Source organism: Tumebacillus lacus (genome assembly GCF_026410385.1).
GTDB classification, from domain to species: Bacteria; Bacillota; Bacilli; order Tumebacillales; family Tumebacillaceae; genus Tumebacillus; species Tumebacillus lacus.
In genome coordinates this window covers 54,122-76,816 of the sequence record NZ_JAPMLT010000003.1, presented here as the reverse complement: position 1 = coordinate 76,816, position 22,695 = coordinate 54,122, and the positions used below count along the sequence as shown (strand labels likewise).

The 22,695-nt window shown below is 58.4% G+C and carries 23 protein-coding genes; 14 read left to right on the top strand and 9 right to left on the bottom strand.

Features of this window, described 5'->3' with window-relative positions:
- Window positions 1–85: 85 nt before the first annotated feature.
- Complete coding sequence (locus OS242_RS07565) at window positions 86–1,057, bottom strand: L,D-transpeptidase (protein ID WP_267151069.1); 972 nt, start codon at window positions 1,055–1,057, stop codon at window positions 86–88.
- A 150-nt stretch (window positions 1,058–1,207) separates the two neighbouring features.
- Here OS242_RS07565 and OS242_RS07560 point away from each other — a divergent pair, with 150 nt between their 5' ends.
- From OS242_RS07560 to OS242_RS07540, 4 genes are all read left to right on the top strand, one after another.
- A complete protein-coding gene (locus OS242_RS07560) occupies window positions 1,208–2,053 on the top strand; it encodes an alpha/beta fold hydrolase (RefSeq protein WP_267151406.1) in 846 nt (281 codons plus the stop codon).
- 118 nt (window positions 2,054–2,171) lie between these two features.
- Window positions 2,172–3,080 (top strand): copper amine oxidase N-terminal domain-containing protein, encoded by a 909-nt coding sequence (locus tag OS242_RS07555; RefSeq protein ID WP_267151068.1) that lies wholly within the window; start codon window positions 2,172–2,174, stop codon window positions 3,078–3,080.
- Entirely contained in the window at window positions 3,073–6,825 is a 3,753-nt protein-coding gene (locus tag OS242_RS07545) for a FlgD immunoglobulin-like domain containing protein (RefSeq protein WP_323372919.1), read from the top strand. Before OS242_RS07555 ends, OS242_RS07545 begins: the two co-directional genes overlap by 8 nt.
- 149 nt (window positions 6,826–6,974) lie before the next feature.
- Window positions 6,975–7,733: a DUF3050 domain-containing protein gene (locus tag OS242_RS07540; protein ID WP_267151067.1), complete on the top strand. Its 759-nt coding sequence runs from the start codon at window positions 6,975–6,977 to the stop codon at window positions 7,731–7,733.
- 77 nt (window positions 7,734–7,810) lie between these two features.
- On the opposite strand, the gene OS242_RS07535 is transcribed toward OS242_RS07540, so the two are convergent.
- Window positions 7,811–8,683 carry a metal-dependent hydrolase gene (locus OS242_RS07535; RefSeq protein WP_267151066.1) on the bottom strand — a complete coding sequence of 291 codons (873 nt, stop codon included), beginning with the start codon at window positions 8,681–8,683 and terminating at the stop codon, window positions 7,811–7,813.
- A gap of 95 nt (window positions 8,684–8,778) precedes the next feature.
- Between OS242_RS07535 and OS242_RS07530 the strand changes: the two genes are divergently transcribed.
- Complete coding sequence (locus OS242_RS07530) at window positions 8,779–9,171, top strand: VOC family protein (RefSeq protein WP_267151065.1); 393 nt, start codon at window positions 8,779–8,781, stop codon at window positions 9,169–9,171.
- A gap of 44 nt (window positions 9,172–9,215) precedes the next feature.
- Here OS242_RS07530 and OS242_RS07525 read toward each other — a convergent pair whose 3' ends face one another.
- Together OS242_RS07525 and OS242_RS07520 are read right to left on the bottom strand one after the other, a co-directional pair.
- A complete protein-coding gene (locus tag OS242_RS07525) occupies window positions 9,216–10,766 on the bottom strand; it encodes an N-acetylmuramoyl-L-alanine amidase (protein WP_267151064.1) in 1,551 nt (516 codons plus the stop codon).
- A 101-nt stretch (window positions 10,767–10,867) separates the two neighbouring features.
- Window positions 10,868–12,421, bottom strand: a complete 1,554-nt coding sequence (locus OS242_RS07520; RefSeq protein ID WP_267151063.1) for an N-acetylmuramoyl-L-alanine amidase — start codon at window positions 12,419–12,421, stop codon at window positions 10,868–10,870.
- A gap of 194 nt (window positions 12,422–12,615) precedes the next feature.
- Here OS242_RS07520 and OS242_RS07515 point away from each other — a divergent pair, with 194 nt between their 5' ends.
- From OS242_RS07515 to OS242_RS07490, 6 genes are all read left to right on the top strand, one after another.
- Entirely contained in the window at window positions 12,616–13,149 is a 534-nt protein-coding gene (locus OS242_RS07515; protein WP_407702099.1) for an acyl-CoA thioesterase, read from the top strand.
- A 190-nt stretch (window positions 13,150–13,339) separates the two neighbouring features.
- A complete protein-coding gene (locus OS242_RS07510; RefSeq protein WP_267151062.1) occupies window positions 13,340–13,654 on the top strand; it encodes a hypothetical protein in 315 nt (104 codons plus the stop codon).
- Window positions 13,655–13,674: 20 nt separating this feature from the next.
- A complete protein-coding gene (locus OS242_RS07505; protein ID WP_267151061.1) occupies window positions 13,675–14,058 on the top strand; it encodes a hypothetical protein in 384 nt (127 codons plus the stop codon).
- Window positions 14,059–14,197: 139 nt separating this feature from the next.
- The gene (locus OS242_RS07500; RefSeq protein ID WP_267151060.1) at window positions 14,198–14,509 is read left to right on the top strand and encodes a hypothetical protein; all 312 of its coding nucleotides are present in this window, start codon (window positions 14,198–14,200) and stop codon (window positions 14,507–14,509) included.
- Between the two features lie 21 nt (window positions 14,510–14,530).
- Window positions 14,531–15,718, top strand: coding sequence for a 5'-3' exonuclease (locus OS242_RS07495; RefSeq protein ID WP_267151059.1), 1,188 nt, complete (start codon window positions 14,531–14,533; stop codon window positions 15,716–15,718).
- A gap of 111 nt (window positions 15,719–15,829) precedes the next feature.
- Window positions 15,830–17,665: an ATP-binding protein gene (locus OS242_RS07490; RefSeq protein WP_267151058.1), complete on the top strand. Its 1,836-nt coding sequence runs from the start codon at window positions 15,830–15,832 to the stop codon at window positions 17,663–17,665.
- Here OS242_RS07490 and OS242_RS07485 read toward each other — a convergent pair.
- Genes OS242_RS07485 through OS242_RS07475 form a run of 3 tightly spaced genes read right to left on the bottom strand, consistent with a single transcriptional unit; the run spans window position 17,662 to window position 19,469 of the window.
- Window positions 17,662–18,477, bottom strand: coding sequence for an HAD hydrolase family protein (locus OS242_RS07485; RefSeq protein ID WP_267151057.1), 816 nt, complete (start codon window positions 18,475–18,477; stop codon window positions 17,662–17,664). The genes OS242_RS07490 and OS242_RS07485 overlap by 4 nt on opposite strands.
- Window positions 18,474–18,752 carry a hypothetical protein gene (locus tag OS242_RS07480; RefSeq protein WP_267151056.1) on the bottom strand — a complete coding sequence of 93 codons (279 nt, stop codon included), beginning with the start codon at window positions 18,750–18,752 and terminating at the stop codon, window positions 18,474–18,476. Before OS242_RS07480 ends, OS242_RS07485 begins: the two co-directional genes overlap by 4 nt.
- A gap of 42 nt (window positions 18,753–18,794) precedes the next feature.
- Window positions 18,795–19,469 carry an oxidoreductase gene (locus OS242_RS07475; protein ID WP_267151055.1) on the bottom strand — a complete coding sequence of 225 codons (675 nt, stop codon included), beginning with the start codon at window positions 19,467–19,469 and terminating at the stop codon, window positions 18,795–18,797.
- Between the two features lie 136 nt (window positions 19,470–19,605).
- Between OS242_RS07475 and OS242_RS07470 the strand changes: the two genes are divergently transcribed.
- From OS242_RS07470 to OS242_RS07460, 3 genes are all read left to right on the top strand, one after another.
- On the top strand, window positions 19,606–19,929 hold the full coding sequence (locus OS242_RS07470) for a DUF4870 domain-containing protein (RefSeq protein WP_267151054.1): 324 nt from the start codon (window positions 19,606–19,608) through the stop codon (window positions 19,927–19,929).
- 59 nt (window positions 19,930–19,988) lie between these two features.
- Entirely contained in the window at window positions 19,989–20,204 is a 216-nt protein-coding gene (locus tag OS242_RS07465; protein WP_267151053.1) for a hypothetical protein, read from the top strand.
- 127 nt (window positions 20,205–20,331) lie between these two features.
- Window positions 20,332–21,153 (top strand): hypothetical protein, encoded by an 822-nt coding sequence (locus OS242_RS07460; RefSeq protein WP_267151052.1) that lies wholly within the window; start codon window positions 20,332–20,334, stop codon window positions 21,151–21,153.
- A 43-nt stretch (window positions 21,154–21,196) separates the two neighbouring features.
- Here OS242_RS07460 and OS242_RS07455 read toward each other — a convergent pair whose 3' ends face one another.
- Both OS242_RS07455 and OS242_RS07450 read right to left on the bottom strand, forming a co-directional pair.
- Window positions 21,197–21,826 carry a cyclodeaminase/cyclohydrolase family protein gene (locus OS242_RS07455; protein WP_267151051.1) on the bottom strand — a complete coding sequence of 210 codons (630 nt, stop codon included), beginning with the start codon at window positions 21,824–21,826 and terminating at the stop codon, window positions 21,197–21,199.
- Window positions 21,827–21,828: 2 nt separating this feature from the next.
- Entirely contained in the window at window positions 21,829–22,689 is an 861-nt protein-coding gene (locus tag OS242_RS07450) for a bifunctional 5,10-methylenetetrahydrofolate dehydrogenase/5,10-methenyltetrahydrofolate cyclohydrolase (protein ID WP_267151050.1), read from the bottom strand.
- Between the last annotated feature and the right edge of the window lie 6 nt (window positions 22,690–22,695).

The following is a 22,695-nucleotide window of genomic DNA, read 5'->3' as shown; positions in this document are numbered from 1 at the left end:
TCAGAGAATGTTCATCTAGGTAGTATAGAGTTTCTCAAGAGCCGTGTATAGAGGAAAATACCTCTCCTGCAAGGGAGAGGCGAGGTTACTCTTTCCAGTTGTAGACGGTGCCGGGCGTTTCTTCGGCGGCGAGCAGACCCGGACCGCCGAGCGGGGGCAGACCGTTTTGGAAAGTGGGCGGGGCGGGTGTGCCTGCTTTGATCAGAAAAGGGGTGCCGAGTGCGACGTAGGGGTAGAGTTGTTCGATGTCTTCGTTGCGCATCCGCAGGCAGCCCCGGGTGATGTCGCGCTGGCCGATCAACTCCGGCCGGTTGGTGCCGTGGATGGCGTAGTTGTCGGCGAGTTCCAAACCGCGCGTGCCGACGCCGCCTGTGCCGCCGTTCGGGTTGACGACGCGCTTTTGGACCTTGCTGTGTGGAAAGGGGATCGGCATGCCGGATGCCACCGGGTAGACGGCGAGCACTTCGCCGTCCGTGCGGGCGAGGGCGAGTTGGTTGACGGCGGGGTAGTAGTGCAGTTCGAGTAGGTTGTCATCCGGGAGGCAGGGACACGCCTTGGGCGAGCCGCTCGGCAGGTAGCTCAGCCAGTTTTCCGGGGTGCTCTGCACGAGCGCTCCGAGGGAGGCGGGCGATGCGCCTTTTGCTTCCCGGTAGCGGGCGACGGCGTTGCTGGTCACGATGAGCGGCAGTTCGCCGGTTTGGGTCACCGGCCGCAATTCCTCAGCGTGGGAAGGAAACAGCGGCGACCCGTTACCGCCGGCGTCCGACAGCGGATCAGGGAACAGGAGGAAGAGCAACAACAGCAAAAGCAGGCGGCCTCGCGACCGGCGTTTGGCGGGCGGGGCATCGGCGGGTACGTCCGGACGCTCGACGAGGCTCAGCCGCTTCAACGCAACCAGCGCGGCCGGATTGCCCGACCGCGCAGCTTGTGTGTAGTGGATGATCGCCTCTGACAACCGCCCGTCCTGTTCGAGGGAGCGGGCGTAGTCGAAGCGCATGTCGGCGTCGTGCGGATGTTTTCTCAGGTAGCTCTCGTAATAGTCCAGATACCTCTTCATCCGGATGTTCCCCCAGACTGTTCCGTGCGTTTTAGTTGTTACTTATATCGGTGATATCCGTTAAAAACTGAATAGGTCGAGAGTCCTGTTTTGGGATAGAAGGAATCGGCTGACAGATTGGGTATTTGTAGGGAGAAAGGGGAGTTGAACATGGAATCTGAGGCGAAAGATTTGAAGGTTGACGACAGCACGTTGGCTTACAAGGTGTATCCGCGAGAAGGAGCACCGGTGGTGGTGTTGATTCACGGGCTCGCTTCGACAAAAGAGTCGTATGACCGAATGGTGCCGTTTTTGACCGATTCGTTTCATTTGATCACGCTCGATCAACGCGGACACGGCGAGTCCTCGCAGGTCGGTCCGTATACGTTTGACCGGCTCGTCGAAGATCTGCGGGCGGTGCTGGAGGCGGAGCAGATCGAGCGGGCGACGCTGGTCGGCGGCTCGTTTGCTTCGGTGCCGGTGCAGATGTTCGCGGCGAGATACCCGGAGCGGACGGCAGGGCTGGTGCTGCTCGACGGCGGATTTTTCCGGCTGACCGATCTGCCGGGATATGATCTGCAAGCGATGCAAGTCCGTCCGCCGTACTCGACGGCGACGATGGACGAGATGATTGAAGGTGTGATGCAAGGGTATGGACCGTACGCCGATGAGTTTGTCCGCGAGCAGACTCGCCGTGAAGTGACGCAGAAGGAAGATGGCCGCGTCTATCTGGCGTTGCCGCATGAAGCGTTTGTCGCGTATCTGACCGAGTATGCGACGGTTGACCTGCCTGCGCTGACCGCCGCGTTCACCGCGCCTGTGCTGGTGCTGCTGGCAGACAGCGCATCCCGACCGGCAGGCCGGGATGCTTTTTATGAAAAGGCGCTGGCAGCCTACCTTGCATCGGTGCGAGACGGGCAAGCGGCGACCGTGCCCGACTCGTTGCACGCGATGATGGTGACGCATCCGAAGGAGACGGCCGATCATGTGCGCCGTTTTGTTTTGGAGAACAGATAAGGAAGTGAACAGAGACCTTTCGCGACTGCGGAAGGTTTTTATTTTATGGTAAAAGCTTGCAATTCAAGGGTGTTTTTAGTTAAAATTAAATACACATTGAGCACAGGGGTGACGGGAATTGAAGCGAAGGTTGAAGAGCCTGTTTTTTGTCTGTTTTTTGTTTAGTGCCATGTGGACGGGAACGGCTGAGGCGGAGTCGCGCTACCCCAAAGGAACGGATGATCATGTGCATGTGTATGTCAATGACCAATTGCTCGATCTGCAGCAGCCGGCCGTGGTGAAGGACGGTTGGACGCTGGTGCCTTTCCGCGCGGTGTTTGAAGCGCTGGGGGCGACCGTGGCGTGGGACACGGCGACGGAGACGGCGACCGCGACGAAGGACGGCACGAGCGTCGCGCTGTTTTTGCGGGCGTCGGCGGCTCATGTAAACGGGCGAGACATCTATCTGGATACAGCCCCGGTGAAGGTCGGTGGTCGCACGATGGTGCCCTTGCGATTTGTCGGCCACGCGCTCGGGGTGTATGCGGGCTGGGACCCGATGAGCGGGTCGGCGTTCTTTTCTCAGCGCTCCCCGGAGGCGGTGACGGCGGCGACCTTCTATCGCCGGGCGATCCAACGTCCGGCGGGAGAGATGATGGAACATTTTGCGAAGTCCGATCAACTGTTGCAGCAGTATGTGGAGCGTGGGATCTCGCAGGAGGAATTTGCCGAGCTGTCGGAGCGCAACCAACAGGAGATGAAGGACGATCTCGACGCCGTGAAAGCGGTGCCGCTACCGGAAGAGCCGACGGCGAAGCGATTTGCCGTGGAGATGTTGTCGCTGCTGGAGCGGGCCTATCTGCTGATGGACGAGCGGGGCGGCACGATGTCGGAGCGGCAGATGAACACGAGCCGGGCGCTGACGGTGACGAGTGATTTCTATGATTATCAGTGCGACACGCACACGATGCAAGTGCAGTACTTCGATCTGATAATCGAGGAGATGGAAGAGCGCAGCACTAAGGGAGGAAAAACGGGGAATGCGTAAACGGAGCAGATGGACAGGCAGCCTGTTGGCTGTCGTGATGGGATTGAGCGTGGCAGGTATCGGGAACGGAACAGCGTTGGCGGAAACGCCGAACGATCCGTATTACAGCAACCAAGCGGAAAAGTTGGGCTATGCGAAGATCCCGCAGGCATGGGCGTATACGACAGGCAATTCACAGTTGACTGTCGCAGTACTCTCTACGGGTGTCGACAGCGACCACCCAGATCTGCAGGGAGTGCTGGTGTCAGGGTACAATGCGTTGGACGGTACCAGCGTTGCGGAAGATACGAACGGCCGCGGCACGATGATGGCCGGATTAATTGGTGCGGCGCGAAACAACGGGGTCGGCATCGCAGGAACAGCGGACGTCAAGATCATGCCGGTCAAGGTGGAAGACCCGTACGTATCGACGGAAAAGGTGGCGGAAGGACTTCGCTGGGCGGTCGATCACGGCGCGAAGATCATCGTCAGCGATCAGATGACGCTCACCGACTTTGCAGTGCTACGCGATGCGGTTGAGTATGCGCATTCAAAAGGCGTCGTCGTCGTGGCAGCGACGGGTGACGGTGGGTTTGGCGAAGGTCCTGAAGGTCGTCCCACCTATCCTGCTGCTTACGATCACGTCATTGCGGTCGGCGGAACGGAGCGTACGGGCGGCGCTTGGTGGCAAAACTCGGACTATGGCTCCTATGTCGATGTGGTTGCGCCGGCTTTGTCTCTCTACACCCTTTCGAATAACGGCGGACAGGACTACGGAAACTCGACGGCGATGTCGGCCGCGCTTGTAGGCGGGATCTCGGCCTTGCTGCTCAGCGTACAGCCAGACTTGACACCGGATCAAGTGGAGCGGCATTTGCAAATGACCGCGCAAGACAGGGGTGTGGAAGGTTTTGACATATACACCGGGTACGGGATGGTCGATGCGGAAGCGGCGGTGACGCTCGCCTACGATTCGTATCCGGCTCCGTTGCTTACCTTGGATGGGGATGAAAACGACCCGCTGTTCCCAGACGGCCTGCAAAAGGCTCGGATCAACTTCACGCTCGGCGAGCCGGCCAACGTGTCAGTAAAGGTCGTGGATGAGATCGGTACGGTCCTGCGCACGGTTCTGTCCAGTCAAGACCTGCCAGCCGGTCCGCATTCCGTCGAGTGGGACGGACGCTATCTCGCCGCCGGCTTGATGCCTCCTGGCACGTACACGTACGTGCTGGAAGCGACCGGTTCCAAGGGGACGGTGCAGAAGTCGGGCACGATTGAAGTGTTGAAGGCCTACTTGACGATCGATTATTGGAAAAAACGGTTTAACACGAGCGGGACTTCGGTCGACTTTCAACTTTCAGAGAGCGCTAATGTGGGGATGGAAGTCTACAATGCCGAGGGACAGTTAATTCGCACGATTCCGACGAAAGCGGTGTCTGGCAGCGGCGACCCTTGGATCTACTGGGATGCCAAAGATGATCACGGAGCGACAGTGCCTCAAGGGGTATATACGATGCGTCTCTTCGGGACGACGCTTACAGGACAGGAGATCCGGCCGATTGAAGTCACCGCAGAGGCCGACTATGTCGCGCCGGAGCTCACCGTTCAAGAAGTGCAGCCGAATCCGTTTGTGCCGGGTCAAGAACAGGCGGCGTTTGTCTTTTCTCTGTCGGAGCGATCCTGGGTACAGTTTCAGATCTATGATCTAAACGATGTCCATGTGGCTCAGCCGGGGGGCAAGATGTTGGATGCGGGTGTTCACCAGATCGAGTGGAACGGATTGGATAACAATCAAAAGCTGATCAAAGAAGGCTGGTACAAATACAAGGTCACCTACGATGACAGTGCGAGCAACTTGGGTGTTGAACAGTCCGGCCAGTTGTATGCGGACACCACCAAGGCGGCAATCACCAACGTTTCGGATTCGGCCGATCCGTTTAAGGTAACGGGCACGACGAAAAATACGATCAAATTTACGCTTAACGAGCCGATGCAAACCAAAGTGACGGTGCAGGACGCAGCGGGCCAACCGGTACGAACTCTGAGCGACGGCTCCCGCGTTTCTGGTACGCACTCGGTAACGTGGGACGGCAAGGACGCCGCAGGACAACTGGTCGCCGAAGGTCTCTACACCTACCGCATTGAAGCGCTGGACAACCTCAACCGTCCGGTGTCTGAGGTGGAAGGCACGATCTATGCTGACAAAACCGCACCGGTCGTGGGGGAGGCGCTCCTGACGCCGAACCCGTTTGCTCCGGACGGCACAAACCATGCCACGCTGTCGTACATGTTGTCTGAAGATGCGAAAGTGACCGCGACCGTGTACAACAGCGCAGGCACTCAGGTCAAATCCTTGGCGGCCTCCCTTGCGCAAACAGCAGGCGCACAGACTTTGCAATGGGACGGCAAGAACGCCTCTGGCGTCTTGGTCGGTGATGACAAGTACACGTACAAGATCACGGCGACCGATGCGGCCGGATGGGCTTCTGTACTCAACACCGGCACGTTCATAGTGGAAGGAAAACTGCCGACGATCACCAATGTCAAAGACACGGTCGATCCGTTCAAAGTGACGGGTACGTCGACCAGCACGATCTCCTACACGTTGTCCGAAGCGGCACAGGTCAACGTGGAGATCCTGGACGCGTCCGGGCAGCCGGTTCGGCACTTGTACGCGGGTCAACAGACGGCAGGGAGCAAGTCGGTGACTTGGAACGGCAAGGATGATGCAGGTGCACTGGTGGACGACGGCACCTACACCTACCAGATCACGGCGGTTGACACAGCGGGCAAAGTGGCCTTGCCTGCGACCGGCACGATCACGACCGACAAGACGACGCCTGTGATCAGCCCGTTTGCGGTGACGGCCGAGCCGATCGACACGACAGCAGGAGGTACGGCCGAGATCGCCTATACGCTCTCGGAGCAGGCAAAAGTGACCGTCGGCGTATACAACAGTTCCAACACACTGGTGAAAACACTGGTCTCGAGTGCTCTGCAAAGCGGCTCGCAAACGCTGACCTGGGACGGCAAAAACAGCTCCGGCGTGCTGATGGGCGACGGGGTCTATACGATCAAGGTCACAGCGACCGACCTCACCGGATGGGTGGCTGCACCGGTGAGCGCAGGCGTGACGGTGGAAGGGCGCGCACCGCAATTGACGGCGGTCAGCGACTCGCCGGATCCGTTCCGCCCGACCGGTACGACGACGAACACGATCCGCTATACGCTGTCTGAGAACGCTGTTGTCTCGGTGGTCGTGTACGACGAAGCGGGGCAACCGGTGAAGAAATTGTATGACGCGCAGACCCTTGCCGGCAGCAAGTCGCTGACCTGGAACGGCAAGGACGAGAGCGGCGTGATCGTTGGCAGCGGCACCTATACCTACCGCATCGCGGCAACGGACTCATTTGGCAAAACTTCGGAGGTGAGCGGCACGATCTTCGTCGATGTGACGCCTCCTGCGGTCACCGAACTGATGATCAGCGAGAACCCGTTCACCCCGCTTGGCACCAACACAACGGAGATCCGCTATACGCTGGGTGAAAACGCAAAGGTAACTGTGGCGGTCCTCAACGGCAGCAACACTGTGATCCGCACGATCTCCTCCAATCTCGCCCAGACGGCTGGGAGCAACGCGGTGCTGTGGAACGGCAAGAACAGTTCCAACGTGCTCGTCACGGCCGGCACGTATACGGTGCGCGTGACGGCCGTAGACAGCGTCGGCAACTCGACGGTCCAGACGGAAGTTGTGACCGTTCAGTAAGAATCACAATCGCATCTTGAATTTTAATAAAGTAAGAGTATAATAAAAGTCAGAGCGAAACCGCGTCGAGAGGGACGCGGTTTTCTCAGGGCTTTTCATTGACTAAATAGTCAACCAAAAATAATGACGCGTTCAGAGGAGGATTTCTCATGACTGTTGGAAGTGTGGAACCGTTGCAAGCGATTCGTGACCGCCTGTTGGATCACCCGATCTACAAGGAGGTGCACTCGGCGGAACGAGCGTTGGTCTTTATGCAATATCATGCGTTTGCGGTGTGGGACTTCATGAGCCTGCTCAAGCGGATGCAGCAACTCGTCACGGTCACCACGTTGCCGTGGCTGCCGGACAAGTCCCCCTATTTTGCCCGCTTCATCAACGAGATCGTGCTCGGTGAGGAATCGGACGAGGACGGTGACGGCGGGTACATCTCGCACTTCGAATTGTATGTGCAAGCGATGGAGGAGGTCGGAGCGGACACGGCGCCGGTGCTCGGTCTGATCGAACGGCTGCGTGCCGGTCAGGACATCGAGCAAGCGTTGATGGCGAACGACATCCCGGCTTTCATCCGCGACTTTGTCTCCCAGACGATGCAGGTCGTGCTGGAGGGCAAGCCGCATGAAGTCGCAGCGGCGTTTTTCTATGGCCGCGAGCACATCATCCCGGACATGTTCTCCGGGCTGGTCAAAGACTTTGAACAGGGCAAAGACGGGAAGACGGGACGTCTCGTCTACTATCTGGAACGTCATATTGAGTTGGACAACGACCGTCACGGCCCCCTGGCCAAGCAATTGCTCGACGCGCTGTGCGCAGAAAACGAGGTCAAGCTGGCGGAGGCGCAACGGGTCGCCGGGGAGTGCCTGGAGTCGCGGATCAAGCTCTGGGACGGCATTTACAAGCAACTGGTCTAAGCAACACGTTTGATTCGCAGAGAAGCAGAAAAAGACGCCCTCCGGCATCTGGCCGGTTGAGGGCGCCTTTTTGTGTCCTATTTCTTGTCGATGTACTCGAACAGGAACGACTGACCGTTGCGATAGAATCGCGGGTCGTAGAGGCCGGTCCGGCCCGGTTCGTCGACGATGACGACGAGCGGGGCCCACTGCTGGAGCGTGCGGGCTGCCGGATTTTGCGCGAACAGGTCGGTGAGGTCGGCCTGCGTCGCCGTCGGCAGGCGATGCAGCAATTTCAGCTCGCCAAACGCGGTGGTCGCCTGCGAGATCTCCACCGTGTCGCCCGCTTTGCCAATCACCTGATAGCTCCACGGCACGAAGTCGGCGGCCAGTGCCACCTGCTCGTAGCGCTCTTTGGCGCTGTCGTAGATCGCGTAGCCTTGGATCGACTGCACGGCGATGTGCAGGGCGATCAGGGCCCAGACGCCTTGGAACACGCGGTGGGTCGGCAGGTGCCGCTTCCATCTTGTCACGACAAATCCGCCGAGGATCAGCACCCAGAACACCAGATCGACGATCGGGACCGTGCCGAACGTCAATCGCTGCTGGGTGAACGGCTCCAGATAACCGGTGCCCCAAGCGTTGAAGATGTCGCTGGTGTCATGGATGAAGACGGCGAGCAATCCGATCCAGAACAGCCGCCAGTCTTTGGTTTTAAACAGCAGCAGACAGACCAGCGAGATCAACAACGCCCACACCGGGGCGAGGAAGATCGAGTGCGTGATCCCGCGATGCCACATCAGATATTGACCGCTGGAGTCCCACCATTGCGAGACGACGTCGATGTCGGGGATCTGGCTGCCGACCAACGAAGTCAGCAACAGAGCGCGGGTCATCGGCTTGTCCATCCCGGTCTTGGGGATGGCGCGGTAGAGAATCACGCCAAACAGAGTGTGAGTGACAGTATCCATGTCGTGTAGAGTTCCCTTTCTGATCGCAAGAACTGATCTCCGTGTACTAGGTGTATACTGGAAGGGAAACCAAATTTCCTCCAGGAGGAGAGCAAATGGCAATCAAAAAAATCGAACACGTCGGCATCCAAGTACGCGATCTGGAGTCGTCCATCGAGTTTTACACCAAGGTGATCGGGATGGAACTGAAAGGTACGCTGGATCATACAAACGGCGTGATTCGCCTCGCGTTTCTCGGCTTCAAAAATCACAACGAGACCGAACTGGAATTGATCGAAGGCTACAACCCGGATCTGCCGACTGAAGGCAAAGTGCATCATATCGCCTTGACGGTGGACGAGTTGGAGCCGGAGATCGAGCGGCTGCGCGGTCTGAACGTATCCTTTATCGACGAGGAGATCACCACGCTCCCGAACGGCTCGCGTTATATGTTCTTCCGAGGCCCGGACGGCGAGTGGATCGAACTGTTCGAATCGACCCGGAAATAAGCGAAAAGACCTCCTGCCCCTGCAGGAGGTCTTTTTTTGGGAGGTTAGCGGGCGATGAAACGGATGCCGTCAAAGGCGATGGACGCTTTGTCACCGGTGTCGTCTCCGAGCTTGACTTGTCCGGCGGTGCCGGCTGCAAACGTGTAGGTGCCTAGCGAGACCCACTCGTTGGAATAGTCTTTTTGCGCGATCACTTTGGTGGTGGTGCCGCCCGCATGGGTGATCACGTAGCGGGCTCCGGCTGTGCCTGCGTAGTTGGACGGGATGAACACTTTGATCTCGTAGGAGCCGGCCGTCGGGATGTTCGGCTTGTAGATGCCGTAGTTGGCGATGGTGTACATGTTGCCGTTGGTGTACGTCATCTGGTTGTGGATGCCGTAGCCGGTGATCGGACGCCAGTATTCAGCCGGGCCGTATTTGGTGAAAGAGCCGTTTTCGAAGTTGCTGTCGTCCATGTTGACGACGGCGTAGTTTTTCGTCATGTTCTGGTTCACGAGTTGCATGTAATAGTTCCAATCCCAGTACTTGCCCGGATCGGTGTGGGTGTTGCCCCACAGTTCGGAGTGCGCGAGGATGTTGTCGCGGGTTAGCGGGATACCGTATTTCTGCCCGATGTTGCGCACGAGAGCGGCGGACGCCCGGTACATCGAGTCAGTGTACCAGCCGGTTTGGTTGGCATAGCCTTCGTGCTCGATGCCGATTGAGGTTGAGTTGTAGGAGCGGGCATGCCACGCGATGTCCTTTTCTGCCACCATCTGGGTGATCTGGCCGTCGCTGGAGCGGATGACGTAGTGCGCCGACACCCCTGCCGCCGGGTCTTTGAACCAGTTGATCGCCGATGCGTACGAACCTTCGATGTCATGGATGATCACCGAGGTGATCGGATTGCTGGTCGGGCGGGACGCGACCGCGTAGTTGCCCGAGTAGGCCGGGTTCCACAGCGCCGGCCCGTAGTCGGCCGACTGGATGCTCACATCGGACGACACGCCTGCGTACTCACCTTTGAGCGGCACGAGGGCGGCTGTCGGCGCGACCTCCAGCGTCTGCCCTTCCGGCGTGGTCAGAGCGGCACCGTTTTTGAGGATCGCATAGACCGCGTCGGCAAACAGGACGGTCGCCGCTTTGTCCTTGGAGTCAAAGTAGCGGGCGGTCGCCTCGTACCAGTCGGCCACGTCGTCCGAAAGCGGTTTGTGCAGCTCTTGCTGGTGTTTCGCCAGCAGGTAGGCACCGCCGCGGATGTTGTGCAGCGGGGATTTTTTCAGGTCGTTTTTGGAAAGGCCGAGACCTTTGGCAGCGGTCTCCAAGCCTTTTTGCTTGTGATTGTCAACGAGGTGCATCAGGCCAAAGCCGTTGTTTTTCGACGGCTCGTCCCCATGTTCTTGCCAGCGGGTCTCACTGTAGGAGATCGCCATCAACAGGGACTGCGGAACGCCAAATTCAGCAGCTGCCTGCGCAAATGCAGCGTTCAGATCGGTCGTCTTCGCGTCTGCGGTGAGGGATGCCGGGTTTTCGGCGAGCGCTGCGAACGGTACAGAAGTGGAAACAGACAGGGTCAAAGCGGTCAGCACAGCAGTTTGCCAAAGTCGTTTTTGCACGGCAGATGACCTCCAAATTTGGTGTGTGAGTTATTTGACCCTATTCTATAATGGCAGTTTGATAAATGTCTATTATTTTTTATTTTTGAACTTTCTTGCTGTTAACGAGCCATGAACTTGATCGCGTCAAAGCCGATTGCCACTTTGTCGGTGGTGTTGTCGGCCAGCTTGACATAGCCGGTGGTGCCGGATGCGAACGAGTAGGTGCCGAGCGACACCCAGGCGTTGTTGTAGATCGATTGGTCGACGATCTTGGTCACGGAGCCGCCGTTGTAATAGATGTGGTAGCGGGCGTTGGTGGTGGCGGCGTTGTTTTCCGGGATGAACACTTTCACCTCGTAGGTGCCTGCGACCGGGATGTTCGGCCGGTAGATCGCGTAGTTGTCGGTGACCGAGGTGGTGCCTTGGCCGTTGGTGTAGGTCATCTGATTGTGCAGGCCGACGCCTGTCGCCGATCTCCAGTACGAGGCGGTGCCGTATTTGGAAAAGAAGTTGTTTTCGTAGTTGCTGTCGTCCACTTGGATGACGCGGTAGTTTTTGTTGACGCCGGTGACGAGCGTCATGAAGTATTGCCAATCCCAGTACTTGCCCGGGTCGGTGTGGTCGTTGCCGTAGAGCTCCGAGTGGGCAAGGATGTTGTCGCGGGTCATCGCGATGCCGTATTTTTCACAGATCGCTTTGACGAGGGCAGCGGACGCGCGGTACATCGAGTCGGTGTACCAGCCGGTTTGGTTGGCATAGCCTTCGTGTTCGATGCCGATCGAGTTGGTGTTGAAGGTGCGGGCATGCCACGCGATGTCTTTTTCGCGGACCATCTGCGTGATCTGACCGTCGCTGGAGCGGATGACATAGTGTGCCGAGACGTTGGCGTCCGGGTTTTTGAACCAGTTGATCGCCGAGGAGTAGGACCCTTCGATGTCATGGATGATCACTTTGTTGATCGGGTCGCTGCCCGGACGGGATGCGACTTGATAATTGCCGGAGTAGGCAGCGTTCCACAGAGCGGGACCGTAGTCGGTCGACTGGATGCTGACCAGATCGGTCACGCCTTCATAGCGGCCTTTGTTCGGCTCGATGCTCGGGTTGGCCGGGATCGACAGCGACTGCCCTTGCGGAGTGGTCAGGGAGACGCCGTCTTTGAGCAGCGCGAAGACCGCGTCGGCGAACAGGACGGTCGCGTTTTTGTCGGTCGATTCAAAATACAGCCCGACCGCCTCATACCAATCGTTGAGGTCGGCGGTGAGCGGCTTGTCCAGGTCTTTTTGATACTGAGCCAGCAGATACGCGCCGCCGCGGATGTTCTGCAGAGGAGAGGTCATCAGCTCTTTTTTGGTCAGACGGAGACCTTTGGCCGCTTCGACGAGGTTGTTTTGCGTGTTGTTGTCGACAAGGTGCATCAGGCCGTAGCCGTTGTTTTTCGACGGCTCGTCGGCGTGGTCTTGCCAGCGGGTCTCGCTGTAGGAGATCGCCATCAGCAGTTCCTGCGGCACGCTGAACTCCTCGGCCGCCTGTGCGAACGCGGCGTTCAAGTTGATTTCAGTCGCCTGTGTCGCCAAGGCCGGGTCTTGAGCCAGAGCGGCGAACGGCACAGCCGGGGTGACGGTAAACACGAGCGCTGCGGTCAAGATCGCTGCTTGCCAAGCTTGTTTTTTCATGGGGATGTCCTCCGTTTTTCTATTATTTTAGTCCGTAATACTATAATAACCGATTGAAACATTAATAAAAAGTGTGAAATCGCTTACCCGTCTGAATCTTTTTGATAGTGCGTCTATGAGCGGAATGCATGCAAAGGCGCGGGAATCCGTTATAATGAAGAAAGAATTTCCAAACTCGAGAGTGAGGGACGTCTATGTCCGAACAAATGCCACTGCCGAAAAAAAGTGTCCGTGAATCGCGGGCTGTTAAGGCGAGCATCGTGTTGCCGCCCGATACAAACAACCACCACACAATGTTTGGCGGCAAGGTCATGGCCTACATCGACGATATCGCCGCGATCTCGGCGATGCGTCACTGCCGTCAGCGCGTGGTCACCGCCTCGACCGACTCGGTCGACTTCCTGAACCCGATCCGCGAAGGCGATTCGATCTGCCTCGAATCGTTTGTCACGTGGACCCACAAGACCTCGATGGAGGTGTTCGTCAAGGTCGTAGCCGAGGATCTGCTGACCGGCAAGCGCGCGATTTGCGCCACGTCGTTCCTGACGTTTGTCGCGCTCGATCCGGACAACAAACCGATCCTCGTGCCGGGCGTCATCCCGGAGACAGAGGAGGAGCAACGCCTGTATGACAGCGCGCCGGAGCGGGCCGATGCCCGCCGTCTGCGCCGTCAGCAGAGCCGCGCGATCGCCGAACTGTTCGAGTCGCGCAAACCGTGGGATCGATAGAAATGTCCTCGCATCACACAAAAAGAGCCTTGGGTCTGCTGCCCAAGGCTCTTTTTGTGATCTCGTCGCCGCTGTTGAGGATGCCTGTAGGCGATTTCCCGCCCTGCGGTAAGAGATACCGTTGACCCTTGACCTATCAACTATTAGAATTGTACGGAGAGAATTCTTTAATAGAAAGAAGGAGAGCCAGATGCACGAGGCTTTTACTTTTGATACACGGATGGGCGTTTACCTGCTTCGCCAAGAGTATGATCTGTCGAAACTGAGCGCAGAGGAACGCAAACAGGTCTGGAGCAAATGGATCTTGATCTGCGCCAACATGACCGACCGCGTTGCAGAGCTGGAAGCGAAGATGATGGAAAAATTGGAAGCGATGTACACGGTCGAGACGGCCGATGAGATGCACGATCTGAACACGGAGATGATGGACCTCGCCAGCATCGTGTGCGACCTGAACATCCTGTCGCGCAGTGCGTACGAGGATATGGCAAAGGCACATTTCTAAAAAACGGGAGGGAAGCCGTGATGACAGCAGAGAGAGGCTTTCGCTTCGTTTTCAATGAGCGGCTCGGCATCCGGCTGCCGGAGACCGACCGCGACTGGTGGATGTACCCGTTGCACGAGCAAGCCGAGATGATCGAGGAATGGGAGCGGATCAAAGCCCGGATCCCGGACCGGATCAAAGAGCTGGAAGACGAGATCAACGCCAAACACCAGGCGATCTCCGAAGAGGACGACTGGGATCGCGTGTGTGAGTTGTACGAGGAATACTTTGCCATCGCCAGCGTGATCAACGACCTGAACATCTGGGCGAAGATCGAGCCGGGACTGACAGACAAGCCCCCGGTGGAAGGTGAAGAGGACGGATACGGCCTTGCCGATGAGCACACCAATCGGGAAAAAGAATAGCAAGCAGACGGGGGAGGCGAGGCGACCCGCAGCGGTCGCCGCAACTGCCCCGTCTTTTTTTGCCCGGAAATATTTTCAAAGCGGCCCGAAAAGCGCATAATGGAGAGTGAACGACTGCGCCGGAAGGAGTTGTCAAGAGATGAATCACGAACAGTTGCTCCAGACGATGCAGCACACCCCGTTCCCGGAGCGGATGGCCGGCTTTGAGCGCACGCGCTCGCCGCAGGACCCGCAACCGTTGGCAGGTGGGGGATGGCTGATCGTCGAATATAAACATCTGAGCGAAGATGTGCGGTTTCAAGTGCTGATCGAGCAAACGGGCGAGGCAGCGCTGCAGGTGCAGCAGGACGGGCACGTGACGCCGTTGCAACGGATGAGCGTGGAAGAGGCGGGCCATGTGCTGCGCCGCGACCTGCTGATGATCTTGGAAGAGATCGAGGACGAGCTGTAAGAGAAGTGGAGGCTACTACATTTGCAACTCCTGCTGATTGACGGCAATCATATCATGTATTCGGTCCTCTACCGCCACATCGCCAAGGCGAAGAAGCGGGGGGACTATGAAGAGGCGACCGACCGGATCGTCGCCAAAGCGTGCGCGCAGTACACGACGACGATCAAAAAATTGGTACGCCGGTTCCGACCGTCCCACATGTCGGTGATCTTCGACAACGACGGTCAAAACTTTCGGCATCGCCTCTCGCCGATCTACAAGGCGAACCGCAAGGAGCGCCCGAAGGAAGTCCACCCGCTGAAGCAGGAGATCTACAAACGCTTCCGGGAAGAGGGCATTCCGTTCTACTATGCGACCGACTACGAAGGTGACGACCTGATCGGCACGATCGCACAGCGGGCCGAAGAGATGAACCGTTGCCAGCGCGTGACGCTGGTCTCCGGCGACATGGACCTTGCACAGTTGATCACGCAAAAGACGCAACTCTATCTGGTCAACAGCGGGATCTTCACCGGTCAGTGGGTGACGATGCGCAACATGAAGTCGATGTTTCAAGTGGACCCGGAGCAACTGCCCGCGCTCAAAGCGTTGCTCGGCGACCGCACCGACAACATCAAAGGCGTGTCCGGGCTGCGTCGTCCGCATGCGCTCAAGGTGATCGAGAGATATCCGGAACTGAGCGAGTTTTTGGATCTGGAGAAGGGCACCAACAAGACGGAAGCCCTGATCCTGAAAAATCGCGATCACGTCCGCAACAATCTGCTCTTGGCGGCGATCCGCTGTGATCTGCGCTTCTATCTGCGCTGGGACGACCTGAAAGTCTCGACGTGGATGGAGCTCGAACCGCCTCGCAAAACGTCCCGAGGACCGCGCGGCAAGGCGGTGGAGGCGCGGGATGCAGAGGAAGACGATCTGCTGGACGATGTCGAAGAGGCGTCTCTGGCTGAGTCTGATCTTGAGCCGAGCGAGGAGGCCGTGTCTGACGAGGCACCGAAGCCGGCGAAAAAGCGCCGCAAGCGTTCGCGCAAGCCAAAGGCGAAGCGGGACGAGACGGCGACCGGCGGCGAGGCAGCGGTGAACGCACCGGCAGCTGCGGTCGAGCCGTCGAATGCGGAAGGAGCGGCAGCGGGCGAGGAAGGCGAGACCAAACGCTCGCCCCGTCGCCGCAGACGCAGACGTCGTCCGAAGCAACCAAACACCCAGTCTTAGATCAAGATCCGACCTCCGGCGAGGTCGGATTTTTTACTTTAGCGGGTTAGAGGATTGTAGCTCCCGATAGCCAATAGGTACAAGAAGTGAAACTGTTCGAGGTGAGCCGAAATGGTGGATATGATGGTCCAAAATGTGTGGGCTGAGATAAGTGAATATTTGCATGAAGAAGAGCGGGATGAGCTGACTGCCTGTGTAAAGCTGTTGGTCGCGCATCTTGAGGAGACGATGCGCAACAGTGACCCGGATGCGATGGATGATGTTGATGCATCTGACGCGTCCGGTCGATGGGTGTATGAGTTTGGCTATCGGATGGCAAAGCGGCAAGTACCGCTGGAACGTTTGCTCAAGTTGTCTCGCGCGATCCACAGGCAGTTGGTGTCGCGACAGGAGCGGGGTGACGATCCGGTGTTGTTGACCGCAGCGATCCACCGGTACACCAACCGCATGCTGGAAGGGTACCATCAATGCCGTTCGGAGCAGCAGGCCCGCCACTACGAGTGGCAGCGCAATCAGGTGCTGGAAGCGTTGCCGATCTCGGTGGTGGTCTATGACACCGAGGGCCGCTGTTTGTATGCCAACAAGAACTGCCATGAACAGAGCGGCACCACCAATGAGATGGTGATCGGCAAAACCCGCGCCGAACTGGCGGGGGAGTACAACGATCACGAGGACCCGATCGGAGCCTGGGAGCGGGTGTGCGCGGGCGAACGGGTCAAGATCCGCATCGAGTCGTTCTCCACGGAGGAAGGTCTGATGATGAACGACAAACATCTGATCCCGCTCGCCGATCCGGAAGGATCGATCAACGGGGTGGTCTCCGTCTGTTTCCAGTCGGTCAGTGAAAAGGAGCGTCTGCTCAACCTGCAAAAGCAGTTTTCCTTTGTGCTCAACTCGATGAACAGCGGGCTGTTGATCCTCAACCGGGAGGGCACCGTCACCGGATTTAATCACAAGGCGGAAGAGATCCTCGGTTTGCGTGCGGAAGATGTGCTCGGCCAGTATATGGGGGATCTGACTGAGAAGTATGTCGAGGGTCGCAACGAGTTAACGGGTGAATATCCGCCGTTGATCCCGTTGATGGAGCGGGGGACGCCGATTCGCGAGATCGAATATGCCGGTCGGATCGCCGGTCGGCGGTTGTTGCTGCGCGTGTCGGGCAACCCGATCAAAAACGCGCAGGGGATGACGGTGGGCTATATTTTGATCTTCGACGATCAGACCGAGTTGGTGCAGATGCGCGAGGCGGTGGATCGCAATGAAAAATTTGCATTGATCGGGCAGTTTGCGGCGGGGATCGCCCATGAGATTCGCAATCCGTTGACGACGGTGGACGGATTTTTGCAGTTGTATGCGGACGGCGGAGTGAAAGATGAGTATTTCCTCGACCTGACGAAAACGCTGTTGTTGCCGGAGATCGACAGGGCCAATACGATTCTGTCCGATTTCCTGATGGTGTCCCGTCCGCAAGCGCCGCTGCGGTCGTCGGTGGACACGCGAAGCTTTGTCGCCGACGTGGTGCGGCTGGTCGAGTCGGAGGCGCATCTGCGGGGCGTGCTGCTGCATGTGGAAGCGCCGGATGTGTTGCCCGCTCTGTTCCTGGATGTGCAGCAGATGAAGCAGGTGTTTTTAAATCTGTGCAAAAACGCATTCGACGTCACGCCCCAGGGCGGTCGGTTGACGCTGCGGGTGCAAGATGATCCGGACGGGCAGCGCGTGCAGTTTTTCGTGGTCGATGAAGGGCCGGGCATTCCGGCGGAGGATCTGTGTCATATCTTTGAACCGTTTTATACGACGAAAGACCACGGGACGGGACTTGGGCTGCCGATCTCGCACCGCATTGTGGAAGGACACGGCGGCGCGCTGCAGGTACGTTCCGCAGAGGGGGCGGGCACGACGTTTGTCATCTCGATCCCGCTGCAAACAAAAAACGACCACCGAGCCTAGCGAGGGCTGCCGGTGGTCGTTTTTTCGTCTGGGAGCGGATGACCGAGGATCAGGTGTTTGACGCCGTGCAGGATGCCGTGCTCCTCGATCCGCAGCGTCGTGTGCGGGGCGCAGGCGAGCAGTTCCGGGCAGGAGTTGCCCATCGCGATGCCGGTGCCCACGGCGGTGATCATCTCCATGTCGTTTTTGCCGTCGCCAAACGCGGCAGACTCGGCGACCGGGATGTCGAGCAGGTCGAGCAGTTTCAAGACGCCGGCCGCTTTGTTCACGTCGTGCGGGTTGATGTCGATCGCCCACTCCCGCCAGCGGTGGACGTAGAGCGGCTCGGGGTGGCCTTCGCTGTAGAGGCGTTCGGCCGTCTCGTCGCAGAAGACGATCACTTGGTAGATCGGGGGCAGGGAGTCGCCCGCCTTGGCCGGGTACGGATCGTCAAATCCGCCGATCTCCTGTCTGGCCTGCGCGAGATGCGGGCAGTCGAGGCGGGTCGCATACATCCGTTCCGCCCCGTAGAGCAGGAAGGTGTGGCGGCCGTCCGCGATGCGCAGCCAGCGGTCGATCACGTCCGGGTCAAAGGCGATGCTGCCCGGCATCGTCCGGCCGTTCTGACCGATGTGGGCGCCGTTGCAGGTCAGAGCCCATTCGATGTCCAGTTCCTCGCGCCACGCTTTGACTTCGTGCTCGCAGCGGCCGGTGGCGATGACCGGCGTGATGTTGTTTTCTTTGAGCAGACGGATCGCCTGCTGAGCCGTATCGGGAAACGCGCCGTCGAGGCGCAATGTGCCGTCGATGTCAAAAAAGACGATGCGGGTCATTCTTTCACCATCCTTACATACCAGCGGTCGGACATTTCGGTCGAGGAGACGCGGTAGGTGCGTCCGCCTTCGAGGATGATCAGATAGTCGGTGACGAGCATGCGTCCGAGGTCGTCCGGTTCGACCGGGCCTTCCCAGCACATGCCGTCGGGGGTGCGGATGTCGGTCAGCACCAATTGTCGGTTGATAAATTCAACGCAGGCGGTCGCGACCTGAATCGCCCGTTGCCCGCGGGGGTGGATGTGGATCGTCGCGTTGTAGGACAGAGTGGCCATGTGGTGTTCACCTCGCCCTACATGATACCACAACTGACCGATTTATATGGGGGCGGTTGCGAGTTTTTCCATCTCGTTCGATTCATACACGCGGGTCCCGGTCGAAGTGTCGTGCAGGGCGACGTGCAACAGGGCGCGGGCGACGGTGCGGGCGTGGATCGGGCGGTATTTTTTCAGCGGGCCGACGATGGCGAAGGAGAACCAGGACGCGACCTTTTCGCCCAAGCGGAACTCAGTGCGCTCGCCGAGCAGGAGAGACGGCCGGAAGATGCGCAGAGCGGGCAGGTCGAGCGCGCGGAGGGCAAGCTCGACCTCGCCTTTGACGCGGTTGTAGAACACGGATGAGTTGGCATCGGAGCCGAGCGCGGTGATGATCAGATACTGGCGGGCTCCGTTTTGTTTGGCCAGTTCGGCAAGGCGGAGCGGGTAGTCGAAGTCTACTTTCCGAAACGCCTCGCGAGTCTTGGCGATCTTGATCGTGGTGCCGAGGCAGCAGTAGACGTCGGCATTTTGGAAATGATGCGCATGCGGGGCAAGGTCGTCAAAGTCGACGATGACCTGCTCCAGTTTCGGATGCGAGAGTTGTTGAATGGGGCGGCGGACGAAGGCGACGACCTTCGCGTAGTCGCCGGATGCCAGCAACAGCCGCAACGCTTCGCTCCCGACCAAGCCGGTCGCTCCGGCGAGCAGGGCGGTTTTCTTGTGGGTGGTAGACATGGGAAGATGTTCACGCTCCTCGGCAGGATAGCTATCTACTTGCATTGTACACGTTCTTTCTTTCCGTTTCTAAAAATAGGATGAAACGTTCGCGCCCTCTGTACGTAATGATAAGCAAAGAAAAGGGGGAGACGAGATGAGTTTTTCGACTGAAAATCGTTGGATGGCGGTGCTGGCTCATGTGTCGGCGTTTTTCCTGCCGTTGATCATTCCGATTATCCTGCTGGCTGTGAAAAGTGACGACCCGTTTGTGAAGCATCATGCCAAACAGGCGTTGGTGTTCCATCTGTTCCTGATCGGGGCCGGGTTTGTCGCTACGATCTTAATGGTGGTGCTGATCGGGTTCTTGCTGGCTCCGGCTGTGGGTCTGTTTGGCATCATCTTTACGATCATCGCCGTGATTCGCACGCTGGACAATGAGTTTTACCGCTATCCGGTGTCCGGCGGTTGGGTCGACTGAGGAAAGAATTCGCCGGTCGAGGGCACTCTATAGGTACCTTGTGCGAAAGGGGTGTTCCCATGGAGACTCGTCAATCGATCCTCGATGAAGTCTGGAGCGAACTGGAGACGACGCCGCGCATGAAACTCAATGGGCTGCTCGCTCAGATGGGGCTCTCCAAATCGATGTATGCCAAACTCGGCGACACAGAGGCGAAAAAGCTGTTTCTCGGCCTCGCCACGAGGCTTGACGATGACACGCTGCGCTCGGTCGTGCCGATGCTGCAAAGCGCGTAGGTCAGCACAAGGAAGGAGGCCGCAAAACGGGCCTCCTTTTTACGTGATTTTTTGTTGCTTCAACAGCTTGTTTACATGCTATACTTGAACTGAATTTATCCAAATGGTGGAAGGTTGGGGCCTGCTTATGTTGAAACACGTGTTTTCGATCTTTTTCCGTCCGCAGCGGACACTCGACCGGTTGCTTGCAGAGCGCAATAACGGTCAGTCCTGGGGGGCTACGTTCCTGCTGATCGGTTTGCATGCGCTGCTTTTGTTCCTGTTTGGCATCTTCTTCTCCCGCTCGCTCACCGACGCGTTTGAACTGATGCCGGGGGGCTTTGGATCGACCGATGCGGAGATCATGTCCTGGGTGATGATCGGGGTCTTTGTGGTGGCGATCTTGGCGACGGCCGTCTTTATCCTGCTCAGCCGGTTTTTCTTCTCATGGTTCGTGCAGGTGGGGCTGTGGATCGTCGCGTCCCGCCAGATGCGCGAGACAGAAAATCGCGGGGAAAAAGCCCGCTTGCTCCGACTGGTACAGCCGTATACGCTGTGGATCATGATGTTCCCGACGCTGCTCTTGTCGCTGCTTGTGCCGCTGTTCTTTGACATGGGAGCATTTTTCGAAGCGGCGATGATGAGCGAGATGGAAGGCACAGACGAAATGCCCGACGAGATGTTGCCGGCGATGATCGGGATGCTCGTGTGGAGCGGCGTGTCAAACCTTGTGTCGTTTGGCATGTACATCTACCAAGTGATCGTGCGCGTGATCGCGATCCGCAAGATCTACGACAACGTGTCGGTGGCACAGGCGTTCTTTGGTCCGTTCATCATCTATGCGCTGATGTTCTTCGTCCTGATCGCGGCGTACGTGGCGTTCCTCTTCCTGATGATGGCGATCGGCACTTCGGTCGACTCATTCGACCCGGAGATGGCGAGTGCGGCCCTCTCGTACCTGAATGTGTAAGAGCAGAGACAGAAAAAAAACCACCTCGCGAGAGGTGGTTTTTTTAGTAGCCCAGCCGACGACGGGTGATCGCGACGATCTCATCTTTGAGGCGGGCGTTTTCTTCCAAAAAGGCGTTGCGGTCGCGGGTAAATGTCTCTCGTGCCGCTTCGTCCTTCAGATACGGTAGGTTGATGTCCATCGTCAGGATCGCTGATTGCCCGGCCGCTTCGGCTAGCAGTGCGGCGATGCCGAGGTCGGAGATCACGTTTTTATTGGCCTTCTCCGCGATCACAAGCGATTGGCGCAGCACGGTGTTGCAGAGCTGTGCGAGGTCGCGGGGGACGGCGGTCGCTTTGACGGTCGCCTCTTGGATCGCCAGGGTGCGGGCCGCTTTTTGTTCGTCGGTGTCTTTTGGCAGCTTGAGCGCCGACATGTAGTGGTCAAAGGAGACCATGTCCTGTTCCAGCAGGGTTTCCGCCGTTTGCATGGTGCGCTGCAACTCGGCAGCCAACGCTTGCATCTGTGCTTCCACGTCGGCAAATTTGGTCCCTTGCGTGAGGTTGGCCACCATCGAAGTCATCGAAGCGCCGAGGGCTGCGACGAGCGCGGCGACGCTGCCGCCGCCCGGGGTGGGCGAGTCGGAAGCGGCCGCGGTGAGGAAGGTGCGGATCGGTTGATCGAAAGTCGTCATCGTTAGCGAGCCTCCTTGACGGGAATCTGCAGGTCCATCGCATCCATCAAGTTGCGGAACAGCATCGCCGTGGTGACGGTGCCGACGCCGCCCGGAGTAGGTGAGAGGCCGGCGGAAGATGCGAGGCAGTCGGCACTCACATCGCCGACGATCTTGCCGTCCGCCGTCTCGTTGATGCCGGCGTCGATCAGGATCAGCCCTTCATGCACCATCTCCGGCTGGATCAGCCCGGCGCGGCCGACGGCGACGAAGGCGATGTCCGCCTGTTTGAGGTGGACGCTGAGATCGGGCGTTTTCGAGGTGCAGACGGTGACGGTCGCGCCCGCATTGAGCAGCAGGTGCATCAGCGGCAGACCGACAGTCGCGCCGCGACCGACCATCACGACGTGCTTGCCTTTGACCGTATGGCCGTATTGGGTGAGGAGGGCGATGCATGCCTTCGGAGTCGCCGGATAGAGGCCGGTCGTCTCCTTGATCGCAGCGAGCAGGTTGTCCGGATGCAGGCCGTCGATGTCTTTTTGCGGGAGGATCGCTTCGGCGATCTTCGGGGCGTGCAGGTGGGCGGGCAACGGCAGTTCCAGCATGATGCCGTGCACCTCCGGGTCGCGATTCAAACGGCCGATCACGTCGAGCAACAATCCTTCGCTGACGGTGGCCGGGAATTTGTGCAGTTCATACTCGATGCCGAGCTTTTCCGCAGCCCGTCCTTTTGCTTCCGCGTAATAAAGCGACGCCGGATCGCCTTCGACGATCAAGGTGCAGAGCTTGGGGACGATGCCGCGCGCTTTCCACGCCTCCACCTCACGAAGTACCTCTTCCCGAATCTGATCTGCGACGGGCTTGCCTTTTAGTTCCAAAGTCATGGTTCC

Excerpts from the sequence above, each read along its gene's own strand:
- OS242_RS07565 (WP_267151069.1), bottom strand. The coding sequence starts at position 1,057 with ATGAAGAGGTATCTGGACTATTACGAGAGCTACCTGAGAAAACATCCG.
- OS242_RS07560 (WP_267151406.1), top strand. The coding sequence starts at position 1,208 with ATGGAATCTGAGGCGAAAGATTTGAAGGTTGACGACAGCACGTTGGCT.
- OS242_RS07545 (WP_323372919.1), top strand. The coding sequence starts at position 3,073 with ATGCGTAAACGGAGCAGATGGACAGGCAGCCTGTTGGCTGTCGTGATG.
- OS242_RS07540 (WP_267151067.1), top strand. The coding sequence starts at position 6,975 with ATGACTGTTGGAAGTGTGGAACCGTTGCAAGCGATTCGTGACCGCCTG.
- OS242_RS07535 (WP_267151066.1), bottom strand. The coding sequence starts at position 8,683 with ATGGATACTGTCACTCACACTCTGTTTGGCGTGATTCTCTACCGCGCC.
- OS242_RS07530 (WP_267151065.1), top strand. The coding sequence starts at position 8,779 with ATGGCAATCAAAAAAATCGAACACGTCGGCATCCAAGTACGCGATCTG.
- OS242_RS07520 (WP_267151063.1), bottom strand. The coding sequence starts at position 12,421 with ATGAAAAAACAAGCTTGGCAAGCAGCGATCTTGACCGCAGCGCTCGTG.
- OS242_RS07515 (WP_407702099.1), top strand. The coding sequence starts at position 12,616 with ATGTCCGAACAAATGCCACTGCCGAAAAAAAGTGTCCGTGAATCGCGG.
- OS242_RS07510 (WP_267151062.1), top strand. The coding sequence starts at position 13,340 with ATGCACGAGGCTTTTACTTTTGATACACGGATGGGCGTTTACCTGCTT.
- OS242_RS07505 (WP_267151061.1), top strand. The coding sequence starts at position 13,675 with ATGACAGCAGAGAGAGGCTTTCGCTTCGTTTTCAATGAGCGGCTCGGC.
- OS242_RS07500 (WP_267151060.1), top strand. The coding sequence starts at position 14,198 with ATGAATCACGAACAGTTGCTCCAGACGATGCAGCACACCCCGTTCCCG.
- OS242_RS07490 (WP_267151058.1), top strand. The coding sequence starts at position 15,830 with ATGGTGGATATGATGGTCCAAAATGTGTGGGCTGAGATAAGTGAATAT.
- OS242_RS07485 (WP_267151057.1), bottom strand. The coding sequence starts at position 18,477 with ATGACCCGCATCGTCTTTTTTGACATCGACGGCACATTGCGCCTCGAC.
- OS242_RS07480 (WP_267151056.1), bottom strand. The coding sequence starts at position 18,752 with ATGGCCACTCTGTCCTACAACGCGACGATCCACATCCACCCCCGCGGG.
- OS242_RS07475 (WP_267151055.1), bottom strand. The coding sequence starts at position 19,469 with ATGTCTACCACCCACAAGAAAACCGCCCTGCTCGCCGGAGCGACCGGC.
- OS242_RS07470 (WP_267151054.1), top strand. The coding sequence starts at position 19,606 with ATGAGTTTTTCGACTGAAAATCGTTGGATGGCGGTGCTGGCTCATGTG.
- OS242_RS07465 (WP_267151053.1), top strand. The coding sequence starts at position 19,989 with ATGGAGACTCGTCAATCGATCCTCGATGAAGTCTGGAGCGAACTGGAG.
- OS242_RS07460 (WP_267151052.1), top strand. The coding sequence starts at position 20,332 with ATGTTGAAACACGTGTTTTCGATCTTTTTCCGTCCGCAGCGGACACTC.
- OS242_RS07455 (WP_267151051.1), bottom strand. The coding sequence starts at position 21,826 with ATGACGACTTTCGATCAACCGATCCGCACCTTCCTCACCGCGGCCGCT.
- OS242_RS07450 (WP_267151050.1), bottom strand. The coding sequence starts at position 22,689 with ATGACTTTGGAACTAAAAGGCAAGCCCGTCGCAGATCAGATTCGGGAA.